The sequence below is a fragment of the Grimontia hollisae CIP 101886 genome (genome assembly GCF_000176515.1).
In the GTDB taxonomy this organism is placed as follows: domain Bacteria; phylum Pseudomonadota; class Gammaproteobacteria; order Enterobacterales; family Vibrionaceae; genus Enterovibrio; species Enterovibrio hollisae.
In genome coordinates, this window is the sequence record NZ_ADAQ01000007.1 from 37183 (window position 1) to 51507 (window position 14325).

16 protein-coding genes and 1 pseudogene are annotated in these 14325 nt (G+C 51.7%); 11 read left to right on the forward strand and 6 right to left on the reverse strand.

All coding sequences use genetic code 11. The annotated features are described in order from the left end of the window. Positions 1-32: 32 nt before the first annotated feature. Together tnpB and tnpA are read right to left on the reverse strand one after the other, a co-directional pair. On the reverse strand, positions 33-395 hold the full coding sequence (gene tnpB / locus VHA_RS01340; protein WP_133163958.1) for an IS66 family insertion sequence element accessory protein TnpB: 363 nt from the start codon (positions 393-395) through the stop codon (positions 33-35). Next, positions 374-667: an IS66 family insertion sequence element accessory protein TnpA gene (gene tnpA / locus VHA_RS01345; protein WP_005501083.1), complete on the reverse strand. Its 294-nt coding sequence runs from the start codon at positions 665-667 to the stop codon at positions 374-376. The genes tnpB and tnpA overlap by 22 nt, the downstream gene beginning before the upstream one ends. 73 nt (positions 668-740) lie before the next feature. Here tnpA and VHA_RS01350 point away from each other — a divergent pair. From VHA_RS01350 to fis, 9 genes and pseudogenes are all read left to right on the forward strand, one after another. Further along, positions 741-1979 (forward strand): annotated as a pseudogene (locus VHA_RS01350) (IS4 family transposase); the annotation flags it as partial. A 358-nt stretch (positions 1980-2337) separates the two neighbouring features. Further along, positions 2338-2793, forward strand: a complete 456-nt coding sequence (aroQ, locus tag VHA_RS01355; RefSeq protein ID WP_040527965.1) for a type II 3-dehydroquinate dehydratase — start codon at positions 2338-2340, stop codon at positions 2791-2793. 26 nt (positions 2794-2819) lie between these two features. Beyond that, positions 2820-3278, forward strand: coding sequence for an acetyl-CoA carboxylase biotin carboxyl carrier protein (gene accB, locus VHA_RS01360; RefSeq protein ID WP_005501090.1), 459 nt, complete (start codon positions 2820-2822; stop codon positions 3276-3278). A gap of 12 nt (positions 3279-3290) precedes the next feature. Further along, complete coding sequence (gene accC, locus VHA_RS01365) at positions 3291-4637, forward strand: acetyl-CoA carboxylase biotin carboxylase subunit (RefSeq protein WP_005501092.1); 1347 nt, start codon at positions 3291-3293, stop codon at positions 4635-4637. 184 nt (positions 4638-4821) lie between these two features. Further along, entirely contained in the window at positions 4822-5103 is a 282-nt protein-coding gene (locus VHA_RS01370) for a YhdT family protein (protein WP_005501094.1), read from the forward strand. Further along, positions 5096-6550: a sodium/pantothenate symporter gene (gene panF, locus VHA_RS01375; RefSeq protein ID WP_005501096.1), complete on the forward strand. Its 1455-nt coding sequence runs from the start codon at positions 5096-5098 to the stop codon at positions 6548-6550. Before VHA_RS01370 ends, panF begins: the two co-directional genes overlap by 8 nt. Before the next feature lie 136 nt (positions 6551-6686). Next, positions 6687-7571: a 50S ribosomal protein L11 methyltransferase gene (gene prmA / locus VHA_RS01380; RefSeq protein WP_005501099.1), complete on the forward strand. Its 885-nt coding sequence runs from the start codon at positions 6687-6689 to the stop codon at positions 7569-7571. Positions 7572-7718: 147 nt separating this feature from the next. Next, positions 7719-8684 (forward strand): tRNA dihydrouridine synthase DusB, encoded by a 966-nt coding sequence (dusB, locus tag VHA_RS01385; protein WP_040527990.1) that lies wholly within the window; start codon positions 7719-7721, stop codon positions 8682-8684. Between the two features lie 22 nt (positions 8685-8706). Further along, positions 8707-9003, forward strand: a complete 297-nt coding sequence (gene fis / locus VHA_RS01390; protein WP_002542007.1) for a DNA-binding transcriptional regulator Fis — start codon at positions 8707-8709, stop codon at positions 9001-9003. A gap of 135 nt (positions 9004-9138) precedes the next feature. Here fis and ppnP read toward each other — a convergent pair whose 3' ends face one another. Together ppnP and zntR are read right to left on the reverse strand one after the other, a co-directional pair. Beyond that, entirely contained in the window at positions 9139-9417 is a 279-nt protein-coding gene (gene ppnP, locus VHA_RS01395) for a pyrimidine/purine nucleoside phosphorylase (protein WP_005501102.1), read from the reverse strand. Between the two features lie 171 nt (positions 9418-9588). After that, entirely contained in the window at positions 9589-10005 is a 417-nt protein-coding gene (gene zntR, locus VHA_RS01400) for a Zn(2+)-responsive transcriptional regulator (RefSeq protein WP_040527966.1), read from the reverse strand. A 180-nt stretch (positions 10006-10185) separates the two neighbouring features. On the opposite strand from zntR, the gene purH reads away from it, so the two are divergent. Then, positions 10186-11796, forward strand: a complete 1611-nt coding sequence (gene purH / locus VHA_RS01405; RefSeq protein WP_005501106.1) for a bifunctional phosphoribosylaminoimidazolecarboxamide formyltransferase/IMP cyclohydrolase — start codon at positions 10186-10188, stop codon at positions 11794-11796. 53 nt (positions 11797-11849) lie between these two features. Continuing rightward, positions 11850-13139, forward strand: a complete 1290-nt coding sequence (gene purD / locus VHA_RS01410; protein WP_005501108.1) for a phosphoribosylamine--glycine ligase — start codon at positions 11850-11852, stop codon at positions 13137-13139. A 28-nt stretch (positions 13140-13167) separates the two neighbouring features. On the opposite strand, the gene VHA_RS01415 is transcribed toward purD, so the two are convergent. Beyond that, the gene (locus tag VHA_RS01415; RefSeq protein ID WP_050778516.1) at positions 13168-13884 is read right to left on the reverse strand and encodes a DUF1481 domain-containing protein; all 717 of its coding nucleotides are present in this window, start codon (positions 13882-13884) and stop codon (positions 13168-13170) included. 42 nt (positions 13885-13926) lie between these two features. After that, on the reverse strand, positions 13927-14199 hold the full coding sequence (gene hupA, locus VHA_RS01420; RefSeq protein ID WP_002542017.1) for a nucleoid-associated protein HU-alpha: 273 nt from the start codon (positions 14197-14199) through the stop codon (positions 13927-13929). Positions 14200-14325 lie beyond the last annotated feature (126 nt).

The window sequence follows — 14325 nt, forward strand, 5'->3', positions numbered from 1 at the left end:
TTCAAGTGCAAAATCACGATCAGTATCTGGCGTCACACTTCCAGTCCATTTAAGGGCCGATGGGCTTTGCTGTTCTCGAGTGACAGCCCAGAGAGCAACCAGTGAAGCTGGGGTTTACTGATGACAATCACGCCTTGAGGGTTGGGGCGTGGCCATTTGAAAGTGCCTTTCTCCAAACGGCGATAGTAAAGCCAAAACCCGTTGGTATCCCAAAACAGGATTTTGAGTTTATCTCGTCCACGATTGCAGAAGATGAACCAGGCTTCGCTGAACGGATCCATGTCCAGTTGTTCGGCGACAATCAACGACAGCCCATCAATGGACTTGCGCATATCGGTCACGCCGGAGACCAGGAAGACCTTGCCGGACGGTGTCATTGCAGCGCGTCGACCCAATGTTTGATTTGCGCGGGACTGAGTGCCGCTGGCAGCTCTGCACGAATACCATTGGTAAAGAACAGGACAACAGAGAGCGAATGGCGCGGCTCATCAAACTCAATGGGCTGCAACGTCTGCACTGTCTCAGGGGTGCGCAGTCGCTTAGACCAGTAAAAGAAGGTTTGATAGCTAATACCTTTGTCTTCGCAGAACTGTTTTATGGATAGCTGACTTTGCTTTTGTTGCTCGATGACGGATGTCCAGTGAGCGCGTTTTTGTGCTTGGTTCATAGTGCCTCCGTTGAAAAAGGCACTATGTCAAAGCGTCGGCATTATTGGTATGTGGGGTTTATTAACCGCTTACGCTGCAGCCGCATCCCTCTCTACTCAAGCCACCATCAGGCGTAGAAGATTACCCAGCGATATGGTCCTGTGGTTAATCGTGGGGATGGCATTCTTCAGAAATGAACCGATTGCTGAGGTAGCCCGTCGGATGAACATCTGTGCTGAAGGGCTTGCTGACGAAGCGCTTCTCGCCAAAAGTGCGCTGACTCAGGCTCGTCAACGACTCGGCTCTGAAGCACCTAAATGGTTGTTTAAAAAGTGTAGTGAGGGATGGGGCAAAGAAAGATACCCAGAGGATGATTGGCATGGCCTCCAGGTTTTTGCTGTTGATGGTGCATTATTCAGAACGGCAGACACTCCAGAGCTTCGCGAACACTTCGGCTCTGGGAACACCTCGGGTAAACGTCAAACACCCTACCCAGTTCTCCGACTTGTTACCATGATGAATGTGCGTTCTCATATCATCATTGATGCGGATATCAGTCCCTACCGTCGAGGTGAAATCCCCCTCGCTCAGCCCTTCATTAGTTCGCTTCCTGATAACTCGGTAACGCTGTTGGATAAAGGGTTCTATGGCGCAGATTTGTTGCTGAGCCTATCGGCTAGCGGTGTAAACCGTCACTGGCTCATTCCGGCTCGAAAGGGATTGGTGTACACGATTCTCGATGAGGAAGAAACCAATGACAATCTTATCGAAATGAAAGTCTCCCCTCAGGCCAGAAAAAAGAATCCGAGTCTACCTGAGAAGTGGCAAGTCAGGGCGGTGACTTATGAAGTGGATGGAAAAGAGAAGACCGTGTTTACTTCACTGCCACGAGAGAAGTACAGCGCTGAGCAAGTGGCCACGCTCTATCATGAGCGGTGGGAGATAGAGTTGGGATATCGAGACATCAAAAGCTCTATGCAGCACAATGCCATGACGTTGAGAAGTAAGACAGTCGAGCTTGTTTATCAGGAGTTATGGGGACTGCTTCTTGGATACAACCTGGTGAGACGAGAGGCCAGCCAAGCCGCGGTAGCTCATGGTCGTGCACCAAATGAAATAAGCTTCAAATACGCTTGCCAGTATATTGCGAGTCAACTAAGGATAATGAGCAAAGCTTTATCTCCGGGCAATACGCCTAAGAGGCTTAAGGCATTGAGAGGAGACTTATCTGTCCTGTTCATAGAAAAACGCCCCAGACCATCAAGACCTAGGGCAGTTAAAATGTCAAAGACCCGTTATCCGATTAATCGCAAAGCGGCTCCGCTTAAGTGAACTGCATTGCGCTACATGCGGCCTTTTTTACGCCTGATTTGAGACCGGTGGCTGCACCTTATCCCCATCAACAATCTGTTTAACCATCATGATGAGATCCGCCTAACAGATCCTTGTCCTGAACTGGCCAATTCGTGAACTATTGTCACGAAATCCCTGTCATAACAACGTCACACAAGCGCAGGAATGTCATATTTTGTCTGATTAGACCAGTATTTTGCTGCCATTTGCGGTGAATTCTCTATAATTGCGTTTCAGCAAATGGCGGGAGTGCCATTTTCCGGGTTCTCATATCGTCTGGGCTGAAAAGAAAAACTTACCGTCTTTTCGCAACAAGAACAGGAACGAAGCGAACAACATGACGACAAATCGCACGGTTTTACTTCTCAACGGACCCAACCTCAACATGCTTGGGGTTCGTGAACCTGGCCACTATGGACAGACATCGTTAGATCGTATTGTGGCCGATCTGACAACACTTGCTGCATCTTTCAATATTCAGCTCGAACACGTGCAGTCCAATGCGGAGCACGTCCTGATTGAAACTGTTCATCAGGCGATGGGGAACGTTGATTTTATTATCATCAACCCGGCGGCGTTTACCCATACCAGTGTCGCCCTGCGCGATGCGTTACTCGCCGTCGGTATTCCTTTTATTGAAGTGCACCTTTCCAACGTTCACGCCCGTGAACCTTTCCGCCATCACTCTTACTTCTCCGATAAGGCAGAAGGTGTGATTGCCGGTCTGGGTGCTGAAGGTTATGAATTTGCCCTGAGGGCAGCGGCGAGCCGGCTGCAATCAGGGAACAACTGAACAATAATTTTAAAGAGATAGACATCATGGATATTCGTAAAATCAAAAAACTGATTGAGCTTGTTGAAGAATCTGGCATTGCTGAGCTGGAAATCTCTGAAGGTGAAGAATCAGTACGCATCAGCCGTGCAACCGCACCCGTTGCTGCCACCCAGGTTTATGCAGCACCGGCTCCGGCTCCCGTTGCAGCACCAGCCGCGCCTGCGGCGGCGCCAGCAACAGAAGCACCAGCGGCTGAAGCAGACGTTGCGGGTCATAAAGTCTTGTCTCCAATGGTAGGTACCTTCTACCGTTCACCAAGCCCTGACGCGAAAGCATTTGTTGAGGTAGGTCAGTCAGTGAATGTTGGCGATACCCTGTGTATCGTTGAAGCGATGAAAATGATGAACCAAATCCAGGCAGACAAAGCAGGTGTGGTAAAAGCTATCCTGTGTGAAGACGGCCAAGCCGTAGAGTTTGATCAGGCTTTGGTCATCATCGAGTAACCGAGGGCAGCTATGTTAGATAAAATTGTCATCGCTAACCGCGGTGAAATTGCGCTTCGCATCCTTCGCGCGTGTAAAGAGCTCGGCATCAAAACCGTTGCTGTGCACTCAACCGCCGATCGCGATCTGAAGCATGTACTGCTGGCAGACGAATCGATTTGTATCGGTCCGGCTTCAAGCGTAGAAAGCTACCTGAATATCCCACGCATTATCAGTGCGGCGGAAGTGACTGGTGCGGTCGCTATCCACCCGGGTTACGGCTTCCTGTCTGAAAATGCTGATTTTGCCGAACAGGTTGAACAATCTGGCTTTATTTTCGTCGGCCCACGCGCTGAAACTATCCGCCTGATGGGTGACAAAGTCTCTGCCATCAACGCGATGAAAAAAGCAGGCGTACCTTGTGTGCCTGGCTCTGACGGCCCGCTGGATGATGACGCAGCGAAGAACAAGGCGTTCGCAAAACGTATAGGCTACCCGGTGATCATCAAGGCATCCGGGGGGGGTGGCGGTCGTGGTATGCGTGTGGTGCGCTCTGAAGCAGAGCTGACCGATGCCATTGCTATGACCCGCGCAGAAGCCAAAGCCGCATTCAACAACGACATGGTTTACATGGAAAAATTCCTGGAAAACCCACGTCACGTTGAAGTACAGGTTCTGGCTGATGGCCAGGGTGGCGCAATTCACTTGGGTGAGCGCGACTGTTCAATGCAACGTCGTCACCAGAAAGTGGTAGAAGAAGCACCGGCACCGGGTATTACTGCAGAAATGCGTAAATACATCGGTGAGCGTTGCTGCCGTGCATGTATCGAAATCGGTTACCGCGGCGCGGGTACGTTCGAGTTCCTGTACGAAAATGGCGAGTTCTACTTCATTGAGATGAACACCCGTATCCAGGTTGAACACCCTGTGACCGAGATGGTCACCGGCATTGACCTGATCAAAGAGCAGCTTCGCATTGCGGCAGGCCAGCCTCTGTCATTCACCCAGGATGATATCCAGATCCGTGGCCACGCCATTGAATGCCGTATCAACGCAGAAGACCCTGAGCGCTTCCTGCCAAGCCCAGGAAAAATCACCCGTTTCCACGCGCCGGGCGGTATGGGCGTGCGTTGGGAATCACATGTGTATTCAGGCTACACCGTGCCGCCACACTACGATTCCATGATCGGTAAACTGATCTGCTTTGGTGAGAACCGTGATGTGGCGATTGCGCGTATGCGTAATGCACTGCGGGAAACCATTATCGATGGCATCAAAACCAACATTCCTCTTCAGCTGGAAATCATGAAAGATGAAAACTTCCAGCACGGTGGTGCAAACATCCACTACCTGGAGAAGAAACTGGGCCTGCAGAAGTAATCCTGTCGGACATGTTAGAAGGCTGCGCTTGCGCAGCCTTTTTGTTTTCAACGTCCAGAAAAGAACAAAACTGAAGAGGATGATGCATATTCCTGTTACATTTTCGGCTCTTTTGTCACAATAAGCACCTTATCAACCGATTGTCTCACTGAGCACTGACACTCAGCCATTTCGGAGACTACCAATGAAAACACTCAGCCACCGCTACCGCCAAGCTCACAAGGAAGCTAAATGGGCGATAGCCCTCGCACTCGCCTATTTTGCATGGTGGTACGGATTTGCCTATAGCCTGGCCCCGGAAGGCATGGAACAGACCCTACCGACACTCTATTTCGGCCTGCCACTGTGGTTTTTGCTGGCCTGTGTCATCGGCCCCTTGGTATTTACCCTGTTGTGCGCACTGATGGTGAAATACCTTTTTAAGGACATGCCGCTCGATATCGAACAGGACACGTCCAATGAATAGCCCGCTTCTCATTCCTATCGCACTGTATCTGGTTGCTGTTTTTGCCCTGGCATTTTATTCCCGCAGGCAAGGCGATCGCAGTGGCGGTTTCCTCAATGAGTACCTGCTTGGCAACCGCAGTATGGGGGGCTTTGTACTGGCGATGACCCTTGCAGCCACTTATGCCAGTGCCAGCTCCTTTATTGGGGGGCCAGGTGCCGCGTATACAATGGGGCTTGGCTGGGTGCTTCTGGCCATGATCCAGCTTCCTGCTGCCTGGCTGACACTCGGCGTGCTCGGCAAGAAATTTGCCATTGAGTCGCGACGCCATAACGCCCTGACCCTCAATGACATGCTGTACGCGCGTTATAAAAACCGCGCGGTAGTCATCTTCGCCTCCCTTGCGCTGCTGCTCGCATTCTTCGGTACCATGGTGGTGCAGTTTGTGGGCGGGGCGCGGCTGCTTCAGACAGTCACAGGGCTCTCCTACACCCATGGCTTGATACTGTTTGCCTTTACTGTCGGTGTGTATACCACCATTGGCGGATTCCGCGCCGTGGTGATGACCGATACCGTGCAGGGCATCATGATGATCATTGGCACCCTCGCGCTGCTGATAGGCATCATCCATGCCGGTGGTAGTCTGGGAGAGATGATCACCCGACTCCATGCTATTGATCCGGCACTCGTGAGCCCCTATGGCCCGGACAACTTCCTGTCTGAACCCTTTATGCTGAGCTTCTGGGTGTTGGTCTGCTTCGGCGTTATTGGTCTGCCTCATGCCGCCGTACGCTGCATGTCATACAAATCCAGCCAATCCCTGCACAAAGGCATGGTCATCAGCACTGCCATGGTGGCATTCCTGATGCTGGGCATGCATTTGGCAGGGGCACTGGGACGCGCGATTGTGCCGGAAATCGACAACCCTGACCAAATCATGCCCACCCTGATGATGACAGTACTGCCGCCAGTGGTCGCCGGTGTGTTCCTGGCCGGGCCGATGGCGGCAATCATGTCAACCATCGACTCCCAGCTGATTCAGGCCTCGGCGACATTGCTAAGAGATTTGTACCTGAATTACATCAATCCCAACGCAGCCCATGCCCCCGATGCTGAAAGCAAACTTCCCAAACTCTCACTCTGGGTGACGGGAATTTTCTCATTGCTGGTGTTTGTCGCCGCCACCAACCCGCCGGATATGATCATCTGGCTGAACCTGCTCGCTTTTGGCGGCATGCAAGCCGTCTTCCTCTGGCCACTGGTGTTGGGGCTTTACTGGAAAAAAGCCACTGCCGCTGGCGCACTGGCTTCTATGATCACAGGGCTTGGCAGCTATGCCGCACTTTCTACGTTCAAACCGGACATGGGGGGTGTGCACGCGATTGTGCCATCACTGGCTATCAGTCTGGTCGCGTTCCTTCTGATCAGTCGTTTGCAGCACAGGAACGCCCATCCTGCAACTGCATAAACTTCTCTCTGGGCAGCATCCGCTGCCCTTTTTCTACCCTTCCTAACCCTCACCGTGCTAAGGCTATGTGGGCTGACTACTTTTTATGCTAGACTCCGCCCCCTAAAATCGTCGTTAAACGAAGAAGTGAAGAACCATGCCTTGGATTCAAATCAAACTGAACGCTACCGCAGAAACCGCAGAAGCCATCGGTGATGTGCTGATAGAAGAAGCGGGCGCACTGTCGGTCACTTTCCTTGATGCCAAAGACACTCCGGTGTTTGAACCTATGCCAGGTGAAACCCGACTGTGGGGCGAAACCGACATCGTCGCACTGTATGATGCAGAAACCGACATGGATGCCGTGGTAGCTATCCTAAAAAACAGCCCGCTGCTGGGCGAAAACTTCACATACAAAATTGAACAGCTGGAAGACAAAGATTGGGAGCGTGCCTGGATGGACAACTTCAAGCCCATGCGTTTTGGCAAGCGCCTGTGGGTTTGCCCAAGCTGGTGCGAAGCCCCGGATCCGGACGCCGTTAACATCATGCTGGATCCGGGTCTGGCGTTTGGTACCGGTACCCACCCTACCACCGCACTTTGCCTTGAATGGCTGGACGGGCTGGATCTGACCGGCAAGACAGTCATCGACTTTGGTTGTGGTTCCGGTATCCTGTCGCTGGCGGCACTATTGCTGGGCGCAGAGAAGGTCATTGGCATTGATATCGACCCACAAGCGCTACAGGCGTCAAAAGCCAACGCAGAGCGCAATGGCGTCGCCGATCGCCTCGAGTTGTACCTGCCGAAGGATCAACCGGAAAACCTGCAGGCAGAGGTGGTGGTCGCCAACATTCTGGCCGGCCCGCTTCGCGAGCTTTCCCCTGTCATCAAAAGCCTCATCGCCCCACAAGGTGTACTGGCCATGTCCGGTGTCTTGGATAGCCAGGCAGAATCCGTTGCGGACTGCTACCGCGATGAGCTCAACGTGGATGCGATTGTCGAGCAGGAAGAGTGGTGCCGTATTACTGCACACAGAGCCTAACCCAGTGATAATTGGCCATTTTTTGCACTAAAAATCTGAATTATCTGGCTTTTTGAAAAATCAAGATAAAACGCTCAAATATTGGCCTTTTCAGATCGGGAAAAAATGCGTAAAATGCGCGCCCTTGCTGACATAGAAGGTATTGCCTTGCAGATCGGACCCTACAAACTGGAAAACAACCTTATCGTCGCCCCTATGGCCGGTGTGACTGACAGACCCTTCCGCGAACTTTGCTTGCGTTACGGGGCTGGCATGGCGGTAAGTGAAATGATGTCTTCCAATCCGGCGATGTGGCACACCGCCAAATCAAAAAACCGGATGGTCCATCTCGACGAGAAAGGGATCCGTTCTGTGCAGATAGCCGGTGCTGAACCGGCTCTGATGGCAGAAGCCGCACGCTTTTGTGTTGACAACGGCGCACAAATCGTCGACATCAACATGGGTTGTCCGGTAAAAAAGGTCAATAAGAAACTGGCTGGTTCCGCACTGCTGACCCGGCCGGATATCATCGAGCAAATCCTGAAAGCGGTGGTTTCTGCGGTTGACGTCCCCGTCACCCTGAAAACCCGGACAGGCTGGGATCCGGATAACAAAAATTGTATCCAGATCGCCAAAATGGCCGAAGACTGCGGCATTCAGGCACTGGCCCTACACGGCCGCACACGTGCCTGCATGTACAAAGGGGAAGCTGAGTATGACAGCATTAAAGCGGTGAAAGAAGCGGTCTCAATCCCGGTGATTGCTAACGGGGATATCGACTCGCCTCAGAAAGCCAAATTTGTGCTCGATTACACAGGCGCAGACGCTTTGATGATTGGCCGCCCTGCTCAGGGGCGTCCCTGGATTTTCCGTGAAATCCAACACTACCTAACCACGGGTGAAGCGTTAGACGCACCACCACTGGAAGAGGTCAAAACTATTTTGTTAGGTCATGTTCAGGAGCTTCACCAGTTTTATGGTGATCTTAAAGGGCTGCGAATCGCGCGTAAGCACGTGGGCTGGTACCTGAAAGAACATGACCAAATTGGCGATTTTCGCCAGACTTTCAACGCAATCGAAGACGCTCAAGGGCAGATCGATGCGCTGCAAGATTACTTCGAAAACGTTGCATAAATACGAGAAGAGCTGACAGAGTATGTTCGAACAAAACCTGACTTCAGAAGCATTGACAGTGACTACTGTGACTTCACAAGATCAAATCACCCAGAAGCCACTGCGTGACTCAGTAAAAGCCTCCCTGAAAAACTACCTAGCGCAGTTGAATGGCCAGGAAGTCAACGACCTGTACGAGCTGGTACTGGCAGAAGTTGAGCAACCACTGCTGGACACCATCATGCAATACACCCGCGGTAACCAAACCCGCGCGGCAACCATGATGGGTATCAACCGTGGTACTCTGCGTAAGAAACTGAAAAAGTACGGCATGAACTAATCATCCGAACGTAAGTTTCTGACGAAAAAGGCAAACCCTTTCAAGTGGTTTGCCTTTTTTGCATTCTGGCTTCTTTATACAAGGCATAACGAAAAAACGCCGTGCTGGCGTTTTTGGCTTGATATGAGTAGCAACTTACAGATATTCGCAGAAATACGCGGTGGTTTGCTCCACTTTCACCTGGAATGACGAATCGCCAGGCACTTCGAAGTCATCACCTGCGCCATAGGTTTCCCATTCAATATGACCCGGCAGCTTCACGGTCAGTTCACCTTTAACCACATGCATACGTTCTGGCGCAGCGGTCCCGAAAGTGTATTCACCCACTTCCATGACACCCACGCTCAACGGGCCTTTGTTCTCAAAGCTGATGGACTTTACGCCACCATCAAAATAGTCGTTTACCTTTAACATCGTTGTCCTTTACTCACTTGTGGTGCCCCTACGGTGGCAAGGTGCTTGTATTTCAATGCCCTGGCGTTAGGAGGACCTATCCTTTCACTTTCCCTGACGCTACCACACTCTTATCATGTTCCCAATGCTTATTTTAGTATCGGGGAGCTTAGCTCCCTCAGGAAGCCTGCTTTATGACGATTCTGATGCCAGTGCTTCCAGAATCGAGCAATGACTGGCATCGTCATCAACATGACCACAACAGGCATCGTTGATCTTTTTCAGTGCGGCGCGGATCTCGGTTAATTCCGCAATTTTCTGATCCAGTTCATCAAGCTTTTTCTGGGTGATGCCCTTCACTTCCGCGCAGCTGTGTTGGGTCGCTTCCAAACGGATTTCAAGCAACTCCTGGATCTCTTCCAGCGTCAAACCGATGCGTTTGCCTTTGATAATAAAGCGAACACGCGATACCGCCTCTTGATTATAAAGGCGATAGCCTGCTTCACTGCGCGAAGACGGCTGCAACAATCCCACTTTCTCATAGAAACGCAGCGTGTCACCTGAAACACCTGTATGCTTGGCTAACTGTCCGATTTGTAACATCTTCATCCTTTCCTTCTCGCGTACTTTTGTGATCAAAACACAAAAGCAATCGATTGCGTCAATAATTTAGGTTAGAATATGCGCCGATTCAACCAAGGCTTCGCCGTAACGGGTATTTGGCAAAGCGGCTCTCTTGCGGCGGTTTTGCCAAATATCTTATCCCCCACATTTAAAGAGATAATAGTCATGGAAAACGCTCGTCCTATTCGTCGCGCATTGATTAGCGTATCTGATAAAACCGGCATTGTAGAATTTGCCAAAGCGCTCGCAGAAAAAGGGGTCGAAATCCTGTCGACCGGCGGGACTGCCCGGCTGTTGGCTGAACAAGGCCTGGCAGTGACTGAGGTGTCTGACTACACCGGTTTTCCAGAGATGATGGATGGACGCGTAAAGACCTTACACCCGAAAGTCCACGGCGGCATTCTGGGTCGCCGCGAAACAGACGATATGGTCATGGATGAGCACGGCATCTCACCCATTGACATGGTAGTGGTTAACCTCTATCCATTCGCAGAAACAGTGGCAAAAGAGGGCTGCACACTGGAAGACGCGGTTGAAAATATCGATATCGGCGGCCCGACTATGGTACGTTCTGCCGCGAAAAACCATAAAGACGTGACCATCGTGGTAAACGCATCTGACTATGACCGCGTATTGGCAGAAATGGATACGAATCACGGCTCGCTGACCCTGAAAACCCGCTTTGATCTCGCCGTTTCCGCCTTCGAACACACTGCCGCATACGATGGCATGATCGCCAACTACTTCGGTACCATGGTGCCTTCTTATGGCTATCACACGCTTGATAAAGACGGGAAGGAAGGTGACGACGCGTCAAAATTCCCACGTACGTTCAACCAACAATTCATCAAAAAACAGGACATGCGCTACGGCGAAAACAGCCACCAGGCAGCAGCGTTTTATATCGAAGCCAACCCGGAAGAAGCTTCTGTGGCAACGGCAACTCAGCTTCAGGGTAAAGCCTTGTCTTACAACAACATCGCCGATACTGACGCCGCGCTGGAGTGTGTAAAAGAGTTTGTCGAGCCGGCATGTGTGATTGTCAAACACGCCAACCCCTGTGGTGTCGCGCTGGGTGAAAACATCCTCGACGCGTATAACCGCGCCTACAAGACCGATCCAACATCGGCATTTGGCGGTATCATCGCCTTTAACCGTGAACTGGATGCACAAACGGCACAAGCGATTGTTGACCGCCAGTTTGTGGAGGTCATCATTGCACCCCGCGTATCCGATGCAGCTGCAGAGGTGATCAGTGCAAAGAAAAATGTTCGCCTGCTGGCCTGTGGCGAGTGGAACACGCGAACCACCGGATTTGATGTGAAGCGCGTAAATGGCGGCCTGTTGGTACAGGATCGCGACCAAGGCATGGTGTCTCACAATGACCTAAAGGTGGTCTCCAAGCGCCAGCCTTCTGACGAAGAACTGCGTGATGCCCTGTTCTGTTGGAAAGTGGCGAAGTACGTAAAATCCAACGCCATTGTTTACGCCAAAGGCAATATGACCATTGGTGTGGGCGCAGGCCAGATGAGTCGCGTTTATTCTGCCAAAATCGCTGGTATAAAAGCCGCTGATGAAAACCTGGAGGTCGCTGGCAGCGTGATGGCGTCTGACGCTTTCTTCCCCTTCCGTGACGGCATTGACGCCGCCGCAGAAGCAGGTATCACCTGTGTGATCCAGCCTGGTGGTTCCATGCGTGATGACGAAGTGATTGCCGCTGCCGATGAACACGGTATGGCCATGATCTTTACCGGCATGCGCCACTTCCGCCACTGAGTATTTCTCACAGCCCAGATGCATGCTGGGCTGCCTTGATTGAAGGATTGAATATGGACGTATTGGTTATTGGTAACGGTGGCCGTGAACACGCCTTGGCGTGGAAAGTGGCCCAGTCAGAAAAAGTAAACACCGTTTATGTGGCGCCGGGAAACGCTGGCACAGCACTTGAGCCCAAGCTTGAAAACGTGGCGATTGGTGTTGAAGACATTACAGCGCTGGTGGCGTTTGCCAAAGAGAAAAGTATCGATCTCACTATTGTGGGGCCGGAAGCACCATTGGTGATTGGTGTCGTGGATGCATTCCAAGAAGCAGGTTTGCCTATCTTTGGCCCAACTGCAGCAGCAGCGCAGCTTGAAGGGTCAAAAGCCTTCACTAAAGATTTCCTCGCCCGGCACCAAATCCCGACTGCGGAATACCAAAACTTCACCGAGATTGAGCCTGCACTGGCGTATGTGCGTGAAAAAGGTGCACCGATTGTGGTCAAAGCAGACGGCTTGGCAGCCGGGAAAGGGGTGATCGTGGCGATGACCCTTGAAGAAGCCGAAAATGCAATCCGTGACATGCTGGCAGGCAACGCCTTCGGCGAAGCTGGCAGCCGTGTTGTCATTGAAGAGTTTCTCGATGGCGAAGAAGCCAGCTTCATCGTGATGGTAGACGGTGAGAACGTGCTGCCCATGGCTACCAGCCAGGATCACAAACGTGTGGGCAATGGCGACACCGGTCCAAACACAGGCGGTATGGGGGCATACAGCCCGGCACCGGTCGTCACACCGGAAATCCATGACCGTGTGATGAACGAAGTGATTTTCCCCACCGTGCGCGGTATGGCAGCGGAAGGGCATCCCTATACAGGTTTTCTGTACGCAGGCCTGATGGTGATGGCAGATGGCACACCGAAAGTCATCGAGTACAACTGCCGTTTCGGCGATCCGGAAACGCAGCCTATCATGCTGCGCTTGCAATCAGACTTGGTTGAACTTTGTGAAGCAGCGATTGCCGGCAGGCTCGACACAGTCGAGTCCAAGTGGGATCCACGTGCATCCATTGGTGTAGTGCTGGCGGCAGGTGGCTATCCAGCATCATACAACAAAGGGGATGTCATTTCTGGGCTGCCAATGGCTGAGCTGAATGCGGCCAAAGTGTTCCACGCAGGTACAGCCGAAAGAGACGGCAACGTTGTGACGGCTGGCGGCCGGGTGCTGTGTGCCACCGCCATGGGTGAAACGGTGTCTGAAGCGCAAAAACGCGCCTATGAGCTGGCCTCACAAATCAGTTGGGATGGCATGTTCTACCGCAATGATATTGGCTACCGTGCCATTGCCCGCGAACAGGGCGAGTAATGGGCTGGTTCAGAATGTCAAAACGCGCCTACGGGCGCGTTTTCTCATTCAGAGGTTTATCTCCTGTCAAGCGGGGCATTTCGAAACAGTTCACGCTGCCGTCACCCAGGACAATCATGGTTTCCACGGTATTGATGTCTCCCTCTACCGTGCCAACCGCAGCAATGAAATTGTCTTCCTGCCTCAGGCGTTGCTGGATGTCATCAGGAAAAGCAACGGTGAATTTAAGTGTTTTTACATCACCGGTCCCACACTCTTCAAACTCCCGTTGATTCCCGTGTCCCTGAAAGAAGTATTTTTTGTTTTTTCCAAGCGTCTGGGCAGCTTCCAGCGCCTTTTGCGCCTGTTGGTAATAGCGAACCAGCTCTGTGCTTCGAATTGGCAACAAAACACCATTCAGGCGGTATTGCTGATACACCGCCTGACCTTCAGAGTCGTAGCGAATCAATACCCATTGATGCTTCAGTTCACCGTCAATCAGGGTGTTTCCTTCACGCTGGATTTCACGCACCACGCCTTTTCGCCAGCGATATTCTGATGAGTACTGCCCATGCTCACCCATGATGGCAAGTTCAGTGAGGGTTTCGGGAAAACGTTGGCGTTCATCGAGCCAGAAAATACGGGTGGTATTACCCTGTACGGTGGCTGTAACGGTTTGGACAGAAGGTTGAAGGATCTCTGTCGAGCTGCAGCCCGCCAAAGTCAAAAAAAGAGAGGAAACGAGGAGATACGCCCTTACACGCATAAATATCCGCCAAAACAAGAAATTGCTTTGGCGGAGTATAACTTACTTCACTGCGTCTTTAAGCGCTTTGCCCGCAACAAACGCAGGAACGTTTGCCGCTGCAATTTGGATTTCCTGACCAGTTTGTGGGTTACGGCCTGTGCGCGCAGCACGGTGGTTAACTTTAAACGTACCGAAACCGATCAATTGAACCTGGTCACCGTCTTTCAGTGCACCTTCGATACCCGCCAGAGTCGCTTCTAAAGCTGCTTTAGCTTGTGCTTTAGACAGGTCTGCTTTTTCAGCAATCAGGTCGATCAAGTTGGTCTTGTTCATTAGGTCTTCCCTTCTTAGGTTTTCTTGAGACAAGTGAACTCTAATTCAAAAGAAGCCCGGCTGGCAAAGGTTTGTGGCACTACAAGTGACTGTCTGCAGAGTCTTTAACCACAAAGTGAGCGCATC